Consider the following 13969-nt stretch of genomic DNA (forward strand, 5'->3'; position numbering starts at 1 on the left):
GGTCAGTGGCAGACCAGCACCGGCGCGTCGCAGTTGAGGATGACCTTGTGCGTGACGTTGCTCAGCAGCAGCCCCTCCAGGCCGTTGTGCAGGTGCGCCCCCATCACGATCAGGTCGCAATGGTGCTTTGAAGCAGAGCCGGCGATGGCCGCGTAGGGACGGTTGTCGAATACGTATTCCGTCGCGCACGGCACACCGGCCGCTTCGGCTTTCTCGCGCACGTCGGCCAGGTAGTCGCCGGCGCGCTGGATGGCGCGGCGGGTGTAGACATCGCCCTGGATGACGTCGGCGAGGAAGCTCACGGCCGGCAACGGCGGCAGCACGTGCAGCGCATGCACGCGCGCGCCGAGCTGGGCGGCGAGCCGGATGCCCGTCTCCACGGCGTGGGTGGCGGCGGCGGAGCCGTCGGTGGGCAGAAGAATGTGCTGATACATGGTGGTCTCCCTGGGCGCGCGTCCTGTTCCGGCATCACTTTGGAACCGGTCGCGGGGCGACTTGTTGACGCCGGTCAATCGGCCGCCGCGCGGGCGGGCGCACGATCCGCCTCATCAGCCCCGAGGAGCCGCAGCCATGTGGGACATCATGGTCAACGTAGGCCGCGCGACGGAAGCCGAGCCGGCCGTGCGCTGCGGCGTCGCGATGGCGCGGCGGCACGGCGCTTTCCTGACCGGCTTGCAGATCGTGCCGGTGAACCCGGTGTTTCTCGGCACGGCCGACGCCATCGGCCTGCTGGCGCTGGAAGAGGGCGAGGCCGAATCCCGCCAGCTGTGGTGGGAGGCTCTGTGCCGGCGCCACGAGGTGGCCGGGGCGTGGGAGGTGCTGCGCGGCATGTACGAGCTGACCCTGGCCAAGCGCTCGCTGCTGGCCGACGTCATGGTCAGCCCGCTGCCGGTGGGCGTGCCGGAAGCGCCGACGGTCGCTGCCGAGCTGACCCGGGTGCTGTTCTCCGGCTCGTCGCCGATGCTGCTGGTGCCGGAGGCCTGGCACCGCGGCTTCGATTTCCGCCGCGTCGCCGTGGGCTGGAACGGCAGCGCCGAGGCGCTGCGCGCTATCCACGCGGCCCTGCCGCTGCTGCGCGGCGCGGACGAAGTGCTGGTGTACGACGGCGACCGCGCGGACCTGCCCGGCGGCCGGCCGTCGCTGCCGATCCAGGGCTGGCTGACACGGCACGGCGTGAAGCTGCGCTGGGTCCACTTCGATCCCGAGCAGGACGTCGGGCCGGCTCTCCACGACGAGGCCCTGGCCCAGCACGCGGAGCTGCTGGTGATGGGGGCCTGGGGCCGCTCGCGCATGAGCGAGCTCATGCTGGGCGGCGCCACGCGCTGGCTGCTGGGCAATACCCGCCTGCCGCTGTTCCTGGCGCATTGAGCACCCGGCGATCTCATTGACCGGCGTCAAGTCGCCTGGCCGGTGGCCGGCGTACACCGGCAACACCGATCAGGTTCCACCCCCCGCCAGGGACGGCGGACTTCCGACATCCGCTACCGCCAGGAGCATCCTCATGACGACCACCGCAACCACGCAGCCGGGCAAGGGCGGCTTCGACGGTTTTCCGCACCTGCTGGAAGGCACCCATTGGATCGACCACATGCGCGACGGCACGCCGGTGCTGATCCGTCCGCTGCGGCCGGACGATCGCGAACGCGAGGAAGAATTCATCCGCCGGCTTTCGCCCACCGCGCGCCGCTATCGTTTCCTGGGCGATTTCCGCCAGGCCAGTCCGGCCTTGATCGACCAGCTGATGAAAGTGGAACTGCCCAGGCAGATGGCTTTCGTCGCGCTGCTGCACGACAACGGCAAGCTGCGCGAAATCGGTGTCAGCCGCTTCGCCGCCACCACCGACGAGAAGCAATGCGAGTGCGCGGTGACCGTGGCCGACGACTGGCAGCACCGCGGTCTGGGCGTGTTGCTGATGCGTCACCTGATCCGGACCGCGCGGGAGAACGGCTACAAGCGCATGTTCTCGGTGGACGACGCCTCCAACCAGCCGATGCGCGAGCTGGCAGAGTTCCTGGGTTTCCGCCGTGAACTGTCGCCGGACGATCCGGCGCGCGTCATGCACATTCTCGAACTGTGAGCGGAGGGGCTTATGCCACTGCGTCTGCGCAAATCGAATGAGGCGGAAATGCGTTCCGCCATGCAGGGCGAAACCCGTCATTTTCCCGCGGACATCGTGGCGCTGGTGACGTCCACCGGCCCGTGGAGCCCGGCCGTGATGGCGGCCTTCGCGCTGGCCAAGCGCTGGGACAGCCACGTGACGGGATGCTTCGTGGACCCGGTGCTGCGCACACTGCGCGGCCTCGATGGCGAGCCGACGGTGATGTCGCTGCTGCTGGACATCCCGCGCGACCGGCAGGGCGAGGCGGACGCTTTCCAGACGCTGGCACAGCGTTACGGCGTATACGGCGCCACCTGGATGAGCACGCACACCGGCCTGGCCCGCACCATGCACCAGTTGGGCGCATGGCACGACCTGATCGTGCTGGAACGCGACATCGCGGAGGAGGACGGCGACCTCGAAGTGCTTGGCGAGGCGTTGCTGTGCTGCCGCCGGCCCTGTCTGATGTTGCCGCCGCGTTGGGACCGGGAACTGGCGTTCGATCGCGTGATGATGGGCTGGAACGGCAGCCTGGAAGCCGTGCGCGCGGTGCACGCGGCGCTGCCGTTCCTGGGCCAGTCGCACGAGGTGGTACTGGTCGATGGCGCCTCGCCGGCAGTGGAGGACGACGGCAAGGTGATGCCGTATTTCAACCCGATCGCTTACCTGGCGCAGCATGGCATCGCGGCGAAGCGGCGGCGGATTCACGTGTCGGCGCATGAGGCGGGGGATGCCTTGCTGCACGAGGCGCGGCGGATGAATGCGGATCTGCTGGTGATGGGGGCGTATGGGCGGTCGCGGTTGCGGGAGAGGGTGTTGGGTGGGGCGACTCGCGCCGTTTTGCAGAAGGGGGTTTTGCCGGTGTTGATGCAGCATTGAGGGGGCGCGTGGGCGCGGTGTTTTCGGTGGGCTTGTGGCGTAGGTTGGGGTGAGCTTGCGAACTCCAACGTCGGGCGCTGACGATCGCCTTGCCCTCTCATCCTCGTCATTCCGGCGCAGGCCTGCACCCAGTAGTGCGACACGGCTCGGTTGTCGCCTTACGGCCAGTCTGGTCTCGCCCAAAGGGCGAGGGTTTCGCTCTCCTGCCGGAGAGCGAGTTACTTCTTCTTTGCTTGCCCAAAGAAGAAGTAACCAAGAAGAAAGGGCCCCCTGCGCGGCGCCCTCCGCAGCCTTCGCTGCTGCGGGTGCGTTGAGGTCTGGCCGGGCTTTTCGACAGGGCATCCATGCCCTGATCGAAAAGGCGGGGACATCCCTGTCCCCGCCCGCCTGCGGCGGCCTGATCGTCCAGCCCTCACCGCCGCGAAGGGAACCCGGAGATCAAGAGCACCACGGAGCGTCGCTTCGCTCGCTCTTGTTTTTCTTGCCGCGGTCCTGCACTTCTCCTTCTCCCCTCCGGGGAGAAGGCGGGATGAGGGGCGGGTGCTCGCCGGAACATAGCTAATGCAATAGCTGCAGCCGCCAGCGGCCAAGCTCAATCCGGAACAACACGCAGGTCGCGAGTGCCGCACGCCAAAACCACAGCGCGCAGCATCGCGCCACACCCCCCCAGCCGCATCACCATCCGCAACCAACCCACCTACGCCAACAAAATCGACTCATGCATCCCAGGAATCTGGCTCGGAATTCCCTTTCGCGTCAGCTGCTCGGTCATCGCCGCCATGCCGCGCTCGTACTCGCCATGCACCAGGAACACCTTGCGGCGTGGTGCGTCGCCGAGCCAGTTCAGCAGGCCGCCTTGGTCCGCGTGGGCGGAGAAGCCGTTGATCGTCCAGATCTGCGCGCGTACCTGGATGTCCTCGCCGAAGATCCGCACGGCGCGGGCGCCGTCGACGATGCGGCGGGCGAGGGTGCCTTCGGCGGCATAGCCGACGAACACGACGCTGGAACGTTCGCGCCACAGGTTGTGCTTGAGGTGGTGGCGGACGCGGCCGCCGGTGCACATGCCGGAGCCGGCGAGGATCACCGCGCCGCCTTCGATGCGGTTGATCGACATCGACTGCGAGGTGTCGCGGGTGAAGCGCAGGTCGGGGGCGGCGAAGGGGTCGCCCTCGCGCAATTGCGCGAGGAAGGATGCGTCGAAACACTCCGGATGGCGGCGGAAGATGTCCGTCGCCGAGATCGCCATGGGGGAGTCGAGGAACACATGCATGTGCTCGGGCAACTGTCCTTCGACGGCGCCGCGGTGCAGGTAATAGAGGATCTCCTGCGCACGCTCCAGCGCGAACGATGGAATCACCACGTTGCCGCCGCGCGCAAAGGTCTCGCGGATCGCGCGGTACAGCTCGTCCACCGAATCGGGCAGCGAGCGGTGCGGGCGGTTGCCGTAGGTGGTTTCCATCACCACGTAGTCGGCGGCGGGTGCGGGCGTGGGGTCGCGCAGGATGGGGCGGTCGTGGTTGCCGACGTCGCCGGAGAACAGCACGGTACGCGTCTGGCCGCGGTCCTCGAGCGTCAGCAGGATGGAGGCCGAGCCCAGGATGTGGCCCGCATCCAGAAACTTCGCAGTCACGCCGGCTCCCACAACAACGGTCTGCCCGTAGGCCACCGGGGTGTCGAAGTAGTCGAAGCTATGGAACGCATCGTCCAGCGTGAACAGCGGTTCGCCCGCGTGCTCGCCGCGGCGCTGGCCGCTGCGTTCGGCGCGCGCGGCATCTTCCTCCTGCAGGCCGGCCGCGTCGAGCAGCACGATGCGCGCGAGGTCGCGGGTGGCGGCGGTGGCGAGGATGCGGCCGCGGAAGCCCTGGCGCACCAGGCGCGGGATGCGGCCGCAGTGGTCCAGATGGGCATGGGTGAGCAGCAGCACATCGATGCTCGCCGGATCGAAGCCGAACGGATCGAAATTCAGGTCGTGGTGGTTGTTGCCGCCCTGGAATAGGCCGCAATCGATCAGGACGCGCGTGTCGCCGCAGGTCACTAGGTGACAGGAGCCGGTGACTTGCTTGGCCGCGCCGTGCGCGCTGTAGACCATGCGTGGATTCATGCCGTTGGCCCGGATGGCGTGGAAAGAAAAGGCCGCCGGCGCAAGAGGGTGGGCATGATGCCGGCGGCGGGGAGAAAGCGGTGAGGCGCGCAAGCGCTCAGTGGCAGACCAGCACCGGCACCGGGCTGGTGAGCAGGACTTTTTGCGTTTCGCTGCCCAGCAGCAGCTTGGTGAAGCCGCGCCAGCCGTGCGAGGCCATCACGATCAGGTCGCACTGGCGGTTCTGCGCGGTCTCGACGATGCGCTCGCTGGGAAAGTCGCTGGTGACGTGCGCGCCTTCGCAGGTCACGCCGGCCTTTTCGGCGAGATCGCGGACGTCGGCCAGGTAGCGTTCGGCGCGCTCCACCGCGCCTTCCATATAGGTGGCCTCGGTGGCGGCGATCATCTCCGACACGTAGGTAAACGTATGGAAGGGCGGGATCACGTGCAGCGCATAGACCTTGGCGCCGCACGACTTCGCCAGGTCCAGGCCGAGCTGGACGCCGCGCAGCGAAAGCTCGGAGCCGTCGGTCGGGAGGAGGATGTGCTTGAACATGGCGTTTCCTTCGGTGATGGGTTCAGCGGCAGCTGTAGCCGCCGTCGATCACCAGCTCGCTGCCGGTGACGAATTTCGCTTCGTCGGAGGCGAGGTAGACCACGCCCCAGGCGATGTCGTCGGCCTCGCCGATGTGGCCTAGCGGATGCAGCGCATCGGCGTTGCGGCGGTTGGCGTCCGCGTCGCCGCCCAGCGAGGCTAGGTGGTGTTCGACCATCGGCGTCCAGATGAAGCCGGGGTGGATGGAGTTCACGCGGATGCGGTCGGTGGCGTAGAGCAGCGCGTCGGTCTTGGTCATCAGCCGTACCGCGCCCTTGGAGGCGTGGTAGGGCGGCACGTCGGGCGCGCCGACCAGGCCATAGATGGACGAGAGATTGACGATGCTGCCGCCGCCGTTGGCACGGAGCGCCGGGATGGCGTGCTTGGTGCAGAAGAACACGCCCTTGACGTTGATCGCCTGGACGCGGTCCCACTCCTCCTCGGTCAACTCGTGGGTGGGTTTGTTGGCGCCGGAAATGCCGGCGTTGTTGACCAGGATGTCGAGGTGGCCGAAGTGGGCGACGGTGTCGGCGATCGCGCGGGCCACCTCCGTTTCGGAGGCGACGTCCGCATGCAGATAGCGGGCGGGTTCGCCCAGGTTGCGGGCCAGCGCCTGCCCCGGCTCGTCGAGGATGTCGGCGATGGCCACGCGCGCGCCGGCTTCCGCCATGCGCCGCGCGCACGCCGCGCCGATGCCCAGCGCACCGCCGGTGACGAACGCGACCTTGCCTTCGAGCCTGCCCATGACCGTGTTCCCTGCGAGGACGGGGCAGAGCATGCCCGGTGCCCGGGCCGGCCTTATTGACGCGGATCAACGGGCATGGCGCTTTGCGGCGCAAAGAAAAAGCCGCGCCCGGAGGCGCGGCTTGGCAGGGCTTCGGTGCGGGTGACTTACCAGATCTTCACGCGCTGCTTCGGGTCCAGGTACAGCTTCTCGCCTGGGGCGACCTTGAACGCGTCATACCAGGCGTCGAGGTTGCGCACGGTCTGGGCACGGAACTGGCCCGGCGAATGGCCGTCGCCGATCACCTGCGCACGCAGGGCGGCGTCGCGGGTCTTGGTGCGCCAGGACTGGCCGAAGGCGAGGAAGAAGCGCTGGTCGCCGGCCAGTCCTTCGATCACCGGCGCCGGCTTGCCGCCGAGCGATTTCACGTAGGCGGCGTGCGCGATGGCCAGGCCCGAGACGTCGGCGATGTTCTCGCCCAGCGTCTGCTGGCCATTGATGTGCAGGCCCGGCAGCGGTTCGTAGGCGTTGTACTGCTCGACCAGCTTCTGGCCCGCGGCCTTGAAGTGGGCCTGGTCCTCCGGCGTCCACCAGTTGGCGAGGCGGCCCTCGGCGTCGAACTCGGCGCCGGTGTTGTCGAAGCTGTGGCTGATCTCGTGGCCGATGACCGCGCCGATGGAGCCATAGTTGGCGGCGTCGTCGGCGTCGGGGTCGAAGAACGGCGCTTCGAGAATCGCGGCCGGGAAGTTGAGCGCGTTCTGCAGCGGCAGGTTCACCGCGTTCACCGTCTGCGGCGTCATCCACCACTCGCCCTTGTCCACCGGCTTGGACAGCTTGGCGAGCTGGTATTTGTATTCGAACTCCTCGGCGCGCAGGCGGTTGCCCACCGGATCGTCCGCACGGACGTCGAACGAGCTGTAGTCGCGCCAGGTTTCCGGATAACCGACGCCGACCTTAAGCGTGGTGATCTTGGCCTTGGCCTTCTGCTTGGTGGCGGGGCTCATCCAGTCCAGCGTGTCGACGTGGTCGTTGAAGGCGGCCTTGATGTTGTCGACCATCTGCGCGACGCGCGCCTTCGACGACGCCGGGAAATAACGCTGCACATAGATCTGGCCGACGGCGTCGCCCAGCGCCACGTTGGTGGCGCCGATGGCGCGCTTCCAGCGGTCGCGCTGCTTGGGCGTGCCGTTGAGCGTGTGGCCGTAGAACTCGAACTGCGCGTCGGCGTAGGCCTTGGGCAGCAGGCCGGCGCTGTGGTTGAGCGTGTGGAAGGCCAGCCAGTCCTTCCAGGTCTGCAGCGGCTCGCTCGCGGTGAGGGCGGAGAGCTGGCGGATCGCTTCCGGCTGCCACACGATCACCTGCTTCTGGCCGGCGAGACCGGCCGCGGTGAAGTAGGCGTTCCAGTCGAGGCCCGGCGCCTTCTTGGCAAAGTCCGCCAGCGCCCACGGATTGTTGGCTTTATGCACGTCTTCGCTCTCGACGATGCTGGCCTGCGCCTTGGCGATCTTGGTTTCCAGCGCGAGGATGGCCTTGGCCTTCTCGTCCGCGTCCTTCGCGCCGCTGAGCTTGAGCAGGCTGGCGATGTACGCCTGGTACTTCTCGCGGAAGCCCTTCATCTGGGCGTCGTCGGCGAGGTAGTAGTCGCGGTTGGGCATGCCCAGGCCGCCCTGCAGCAGGTAGGGCACGTTGTGCGAGGGGTCTTCCAGCCCCTGCGTGACGAACAGGCCGAACAGGTTCTCGGTGCTCCAGTTGGTGGCGTTGATCGGATCGACGTCCGCGCGCAGCGTGCCGCCGAGAACGGCGGACAGGCTGGCCTTGTCCTTGATCGCGTCGATCTTCGCCAGTTCCGGTTTCAACGGGTTGAGGCCGTTCTTTTCGATCGCCGCCTCGTCCATGAATGCGGCGTAGTAGTCGCCGATCTTGCGCTCGTTGCTGCCGGCCTTGGGGTGGTTCTTGCCGACGTCGCGGATCAGTTCCGCGTTGCGCTTTTCGGCCTTCTCGAACACCTGCAGGAAGATGCCGGTGCTGGCGCGGTCAGCCGGGATCTGCGCGGTCTTCTTCCAGTTGCCGTTGGCGTAGCCGTCGAAGTCGTCGCCGGGCTTCACCGCCTTGTCGATGCCGGCGAGGTCCACGCCGGCGGCGTTGTGCTGCTTGACCGCGGCCTGCTGCGGCGCGGGCGCGGCATGCAGCGTGCCGCAGGCGGCCGCGATAGCGGCGGCGAGGATCCAGCGTGTCGACGTCATGGTGGAGCTCCGTGGAAAAGGTGGCTCACGATAGACCCGCGCCCCACCGAGCGGGACATGACCAATGGACTAGCGGGCGGGGAGGTCACTAGACGACTGGTCTAATGGCCGCTAGAGTGCGCGCCCATGAACGCCGCCGCCCCCGTCACCGACGTCCGCCAGCACATCCTCGACGTGGCTCGTCCGTTATTGCTGCGCAAGGGTTTCACGGCGGTGGGGCTGGCCGAAGTGCTGGCCGCCGCGCGGGTGCCGAAGGGGTCGTTCTATCACTACTTCGGTTCCAAGGAAGCCTTCGGCCAGGCCGTGCTGCAGGGCTACTTCGACGACTACCTCGCGCGCACCGATGTGCTGCTGGCTCAGCGAGGTACGGCGGCGCGGCGGCTGCTGGCGTATTTCAACGACTGGCTGGAATCGCAGACCGGCGACGACGCGCAGAGCCGCTGCCTGGCCGTGAAGCTGGGCGCGGAAGTGTGCGATCTCTCCGAGAGCATGCGGGCCGCGCTGGAGCGCGGCACCGGCGGGGTGATCGCGCGGCTGGCGCGTTGCATCGAGGAAGGCCGTGCGGACGGCTCGCTCGCGCCGCCGCCGGATGCGCACGCGGCTGCTGCGATGCTCTATCAGAGCTGGCTCGGTGCGAGCCTGCTGGCCAAGATTTCGCGCCACCGCGCACCGCTCGATACGGCCATGGCCGGCACGCGGCAGCTGCTCGGGCTGCGCGACGACGCCTGAAGCGGGACATGCGCAAGCGGTCCCGCTTTTTTTCACCCCGCGACTAGACGACTGGTCTAACGCCAGCTCGACCGTGCCGCCGACCGACGTTCCCACCCCACAAGGACTGCCCATGCCCCAGAACGCCACCGTCAACCGCCGCATCGTGCTTGCCGCGCATCCGAAAGGCGCGCCGACCGTGCAGGATCTCCGCCTCGAGGAAGTGCCGGTGCCCGAGCCCGCCGAAGGGCAGGTGCTGCTGCGTACGCTGTATCTCTCGCTCGATCCCTACATGCGCAACATCATGAACGAAGTCGGCCCGAGCTATGCGGAAGCGGTGAAGCTTGGCGCGCCGATGGCCGGCGGCACGGTGAGCCGCGTGGCGGCGTCGAAGCACCCGTCGTTCAAGGCCGGCGACCTGGTGCTGAGCAACGCCGGCTGGCAGGACTACGCGCTGTCGGACGGTAGCGACCTGTTGCCGCTAGGCGCCATGGCACAGCCGTCGCTGGCCCTGGGTGGCCTCGGCATGCCGGCGTTCACCGCGCACGTCGGCCTGCTCGATATCGGCCAGCCCAAGCCGGGCGAAACCGTGGTGGTGGCCGCGGCGACCGGGGCGGTGGGGGCGGTGGTGGGGCAGATCGCCAAGCTCAAGGGCGCGCGCGCGGTCGGCATCGCCGGCGGCGCGGACAAGTGCCGCTATGCGGTGGAGGAGCTGGGCTTCGACGTGTGCCTGGATCGCCACGATCCGCAGCTGGCGAAGAAGCTCGCGGAGGCATGCCTCGACGGTATAGACGTCTATTTCGAAAACGTCGGCGGCGACGTTTTCGACGCCGTGGTCCCGCTGCTCAACAACTACGCGCGCGTGCCGGTGTGCGGCATCATCGCGCACTACAACGACAAGTCATTGCCGTCCGGCCCCAACCAACTGCCGCAGGTGATGTCTACGGTGTTGCAGAAGCGCGTGCGCATGGAAGGCTTCATCATCCTCGACCACTACGGCGAGCGCTTCGAGCGTTTCCGCAAGGAGATGGGCGAGTGGGTCGCGGCCGGAAAGATAAAGCTGCGCGAGGACGTGGTGGAAGGGCTGGAGAACGCGCCGACGGCGTTCATCGGGTTGCTGGAAGGGAAGAACTTCGGGAAGCTGGTGGTGAAGGTCGCGGAGTGAGACCGCGCGCAGCATAGCGAGCCCCACCGCCGCCGCCGTGCACCCTCTCCCCTTGTCGGGGAGAGGGTAGAGGCACTACCGAGTGACAACGGCCAGCGACGGCATCAGTCGGCGCCCAGCAGCTCCAGCTCCGCGAGCGCCGATGCCGCGCCAGAGGCGAAGCTCAGGCGATACCACGTATAGCTCCCCGGCTTGCCGACGCCGAACGCCCGGGTCTGTCCCGGCCATGGGAAGCGCTCGCCCTGGCGGCGGTCGAGCACGGTCCATTGCTTGCCGTCGTTCGAGCCTTCCAGCGTCCACGCACCCGGCGCATCCCCGGTGGAGGCGGACGTGAGCGTGTACATCGTCACCTTCGATGCGGAGGGCGCATGCCAGCGCACGGTCGCGTGCGCCTCGAGGCGACTGTCGGTGCTGCTGTCGTTGTCGAACAGAGCGTCGACCTTGGCGACGCCGTCCGCTTCGCGCTCACCCCTGCCACCGTCAGTGAGGTCGTGGAGCGGGCGAGGGCCGGAGGCGCTGCTGAGCGAGGCCGGTAGCGCGGCATCGCCGCTGGCCCAGTGCGAGGGCTCAGGGCCCATCTCGAAACTCAGCGTGGCGCCTTTCGCCAGCAGTTCGTGCGGCAGGGTGAGGCGGTTCCACGGCTGGCCGTTCACGCGCAGGCTCTGCACGTAGCGGTTGCGGTCGCTGACGTTCGGAGCGTCGACGACGATGTGCTTGCCGTTGTCGAGGCGGATATCCAGGTGCGGGAAATACGGCGCGCCGATCACGTACTCCGGCGAGCCCATGCGCAGCGGATAGAAACCGGCGGCGCTGAACAGATACCAGGCGGACATCTCGCCGTTGTCCTCGTCGCCGGGATAGCCCTGGCCGATGTCGCTGCCGACGTAGAGGCGCGAGAGCACGTCGCGCACCTTGTCCTGCGTCTTCCACGGCTGGCCGGCGTAGGCGTACATGTAGATGATGTGGTGCGATGGCTGGTTGCTGTGGCCGTACTGGCCCATGCGCACGTCGCGCGCTTCGAGCATTTCATGGATCGGCTCGCCGTAACCGCCGACATGGAATTCGCCCGATTCGCCGAAGAACTGGTCCAGCTTCGCCGCGAGCTTGTCGCGCCCGCCGTAGAGCGCGGCGAGACCGGCGCCGTCGTGGGGGGCGTGGAAGGCCATGTTCCAGGCGTTGGTCTCGGTGTAGTCGTCGCCCCAGCGCTTCGGGTCGAACTGCGCCTTGGTGTAGCGCCACTGGCCCTTGGCGTCGCGGGCGACGAAGAAGCCGATCTCCGGGTTGAACAGGTTGACGTAGTCCTGCGCGCGCGAATGGAAGTACGTCGCGTCGTCCGCATAGTGCGCGCCATACGGATCGGCCTTGCCGCCTTGCTTCGCGAGTGCTGCGGCGAGATTGCCGATGGCGAAGTCGTTGATGTAGCCGTCCATCGACCAGGACAGGCCTTCCTTCACGCCGCTGTCGACATAGCCGTTGAAGTTGGAGCGCTGCAGCCCCTTGCGGCCGGTGCCGGCGATGGGGCTGAGCACGGTCGCGTCCTTCAGCGCCGCCTGGTAGAAGCCGCGCACGTCGAAGTTGCGCACGCCCTTGAGCCAGGCATCGGCGAAGGCGACGTCGGCGCTGGTGCCGACCATCAGGTCCGCATAGCCGGGCGACGACCAGCGCGCGATCCAGCCGGCGTCGCGGTATTCCTGCACGAAGCCGTCGATCATGTCGCCGGCCTGTTTCGGCACCAGCAGCGTGTAGGCCGGCCACGCGGTGCGGTAGGTGTCCCAGAAGCCGTTGTTGACGTACACCTTGCCGTCCACCACGCGCGCGCCGGTGCGCGTGGGCGTGTTCTCGCCGGAAGCCGCGGAGAACGGGCTCGCGTAGCGATAGACCGGTTTCTCCTTGCTGCCCGCGTTCTCGTAGGCCGAATTCGGATAGAGGAACAGCCGGTAGAGGTTGGAATAGAGCGTAGTGAGTTCGTCGCGGCTGGCACCTTTCACGGCGACGATCCCGAGCTGGTCGTCCCAGCGCTGGCGTGCGCGTTCGCGCACGGTGTCGAACGTGTCGCCGGCTGCGATTTCCAATTGGAGATTGTGTTTCGCCTGCTCGACGCTGATGAGCGAGGTGGCCATGCGGACGTTGACGGTCTTGTCCTTCGCCGTGTCGAAGCCGAGCCAGCCGGTGACATGGTCGCGGCCCTCGCCGGTGAGCCGGCCGCTTTCGGCGATCGGGCGGTCGACCTCCGCATAGAAGAACAGGCGCGTGGCGCCGGTGGAGAGTCGGCTCTTCACGTCGGAATAGCCGCTGAAGCTGCGGCCGGAAGGATCGAGCGTGACGCCGCCCTGATCGTTGCGGTTGTCCAGCACCAGCTGGCCGCGCGCGCCGGGGAAGGTGAAGCGGAACATCGCCGCGTGGTCGGTGGGTGCGATCTCGCTGACGATGCCGTTGTCGAATGCCACCTTGTAGTAGTCGGCGCGGGCGGTCTCGTGGTCGTGGCTGAAGCTCAGCGCGCGCGCCTTGCGGTTGGCGGTGGGCGCGCCGCTGGCGACTGCGGCCGGCATCAGGTGGAAGGTCTGGCGGTCGCCCATCCACGGGCTGGGCTCGTGCGACAGCGCGAAGGCTTCGATGCGCGGGCGGTTGTCGTCGCCGTTGCGCTCCTGGTACTGGTACATCCAGTCGGAGCCGGCGTCGGTCACCGGCGCCCAGAAGTTGAACCCGTGCGGCACCGCCGTGGCGGGGAAGTTGTTGCCGCGCGAGAAGTTGGCATTGGAGTGGGTGCCGCGCGTGGTGATCACGTAGTCGGAAGGTCGCGTGGCGGTATCGGCCGGCGCGTCGCCGATGCGCAGATCGTCGAGGAAGCCTTCGACCGCGCCCTGCGGACCGTCCTGCACGAGCACGATGCGCTTGATGGTGCGGCCGCGCGCCGCCGCGCCCAGGTCGATGGCCAGGCGATTCCACTGGTTGGGGTAGAGCGTGCGGCTTTCGCCTTGCGCGCGGGCGGAGGCAGTGACGCGATGCTGGTCGCGCGCGGCCCCGGCAGAGAGGCGCGAGCCATCGTCGAAGACCAGGTCGATGGCGGTGTAGGTGGAAGAGTTGGCGAGATCGTCGCCCGCGGTCACGGGGAACACCAGGTAGGAGAGCTGGGTGCGGTCGCCGACGGGGAGATTCACGTCGAACAGCACCGCCTCCTGGCGCTTGCCGCCCTGGCCGCGGTAATGCAGCGAATGCAGGCCGGTGAAGCCGACACCGGGCTTGGCGGTGAGCACCACATTTTTACCCGGGCCACCGGTGACATCCACGGCGAGCGGTGACGCGGAGGCCTTCGGCGCAGGCTCGCCCGCCTCGAAAGAGCTGAAGAAACCGCTTTCCTGGCCGGCCTGCGCCAGTGGCAGGGCGAGCAGCAGGGCCCAGGACAGACGGCGCGTGGCGAACGTGCGAAGCCGGTGGCGCATGCGTGTGTTTCCCCTCAAGTGGCGCGTGGCCTTCTGG

11 protein-coding genes are annotated in these 13969 nt (G+C 67.9%); 5 read left to right on the forward strand and 6 right to left on the reverse strand.

Annotation, left to right across the window (positions count from 1 at the left end):
• Positions 1 to 2: 2 nt before the first annotated feature.
• Entirely contained in the window at positions 3 to 434 is a 432-nt protein-coding gene (locus RKE25_RS05855; protein ID WP_311841316.1) for a universal stress protein, read from the reverse strand.
• A 136-nt stretch (positions 435 to 570) separates the two neighbouring features.
• Between RKE25_RS05855 and RKE25_RS05860 the strand changes: the two genes are divergently transcribed.
• The 3 genes from RKE25_RS05860 to RKE25_RS05870 all read left to right on the forward strand — a co-directional run bounded on the left by RKE25_RS05860 (position 571) and on the right by RKE25_RS05870 (position 2977).
• Positions 571 to 1368: a universal stress protein gene (locus RKE25_RS05860; protein ID WP_311841317.1), complete on the forward strand. Its 798-nt coding sequence runs from the start codon at positions 571 to 573 to the stop codon at positions 1366 to 1368.
• A gap of 133 nt (positions 1369 to 1501) precedes the next feature.
• The gene (locus RKE25_RS05865) at positions 1502 to 2077 is read left to right on the forward strand and encodes a GNAT family N-acetyltransferase (RefSeq protein ID WP_311841318.1); all 576 of its coding nucleotides are present in this window, start codon (positions 1502 to 1504) and stop codon (positions 2075 to 2077) included.
• Between the two features lie 12 nt (positions 2078 to 2089).
• Positions 2090 to 2977 (forward strand): universal stress protein, encoded by an 888-nt coding sequence (locus tag RKE25_RS05870; RefSeq protein WP_311841319.1) that lies wholly within the window; start codon positions 2090 to 2092, stop codon positions 2975 to 2977.
• A gap of 697 nt (positions 2978 to 3674) precedes the next feature.
• On the opposite strand, the gene RKE25_RS05875 is transcribed toward RKE25_RS05870, so the two are convergent.
• The 4 genes from RKE25_RS05875 to RKE25_RS05890 form a co-directional block, all read right to left on the reverse strand.
• On the reverse strand, positions 3675 to 5078 hold the full coding sequence (locus RKE25_RS05875) for an MBL fold metallo-hydrolase (RefSeq protein ID WP_311841320.1): 1404 nt from the start codon (positions 5076 to 5078) through the stop codon (positions 3675 to 3677).
• A 97-nt stretch (positions 5079 to 5175) separates the two neighbouring features.
• On the reverse strand, positions 5176 to 5613 hold the full coding sequence (locus tag RKE25_RS05880; RefSeq protein ID WP_311841321.1) for a universal stress protein: 438 nt from the start codon (positions 5611 to 5613) through the stop codon (positions 5176 to 5178).
• A gap of 22 nt (positions 5614 to 5635) precedes the next feature.
• Positions 5636 to 6397 carry a glucose 1-dehydrogenase gene (locus RKE25_RS05885; RefSeq protein ID WP_311841322.1) on the reverse strand — a complete coding sequence of 254 codons (762 nt, stop codon included), beginning with the start codon at positions 6395 to 6397 and terminating at the stop codon, positions 5636 to 5638.
• Between the two features lie 146 nt (positions 6398 to 6543).
• On the reverse strand, positions 6544 to 8619 hold the full coding sequence (locus tag RKE25_RS05890; protein WP_311841323.1) for a M13 family metallopeptidase: 2076 nt from the start codon (positions 8617 to 8619) through the stop codon (positions 6544 to 6546).
• Positions 8620 to 8745: 126 nt separating this feature from the next.
• On the opposite strand from RKE25_RS05890, the gene RKE25_RS05895 reads away from it, so the two are divergent.
• Both RKE25_RS05895 and RKE25_RS05900 read left to right on the forward strand, forming a co-directional pair.
• The gene (locus tag RKE25_RS05895) at positions 8746 to 9348 is read left to right on the forward strand and encodes a TetR/AcrR family transcriptional regulator (protein WP_311841324.1); all 603 of its coding nucleotides are present in this window, start codon (positions 8746 to 8748) and stop codon (positions 9346 to 9348) included.
• 112 nt (positions 9349 to 9460) lie between these two features.
• Positions 9461 to 10492 carry an NADP-dependent oxidoreductase gene (locus tag RKE25_RS05900; protein WP_311841325.1) on the forward strand — a complete coding sequence of 344 codons (1032 nt, stop codon included), beginning with the start codon at positions 9461 to 9463 and terminating at the stop codon, positions 10490 to 10492.
• A 104-nt stretch (positions 10493 to 10596) separates the two neighbouring features.
• Here the strand turns inward: RKE25_RS05900 and RKE25_RS05905 are convergent, their stop codons facing one another.
• A complete protein-coding gene (locus RKE25_RS05905; protein WP_311841326.1) occupies positions 10597 to 13932 on the reverse strand; it encodes a GH92 family glycosyl hydrolase in 3336 nt (1111 codons plus the stop codon).
• Positions 13933 to 13969: the final 37 nt, after the last annotated feature.

The sequence above is a fragment of the Dyella sp. BiH032 genome (genome assembly GCF_031954525.1).
Lineage (GTDB): Bacteria > Pseudomonadota > Gammaproteobacteria > Xanthomonadales > Rhodanobacteraceae > Dyella_D.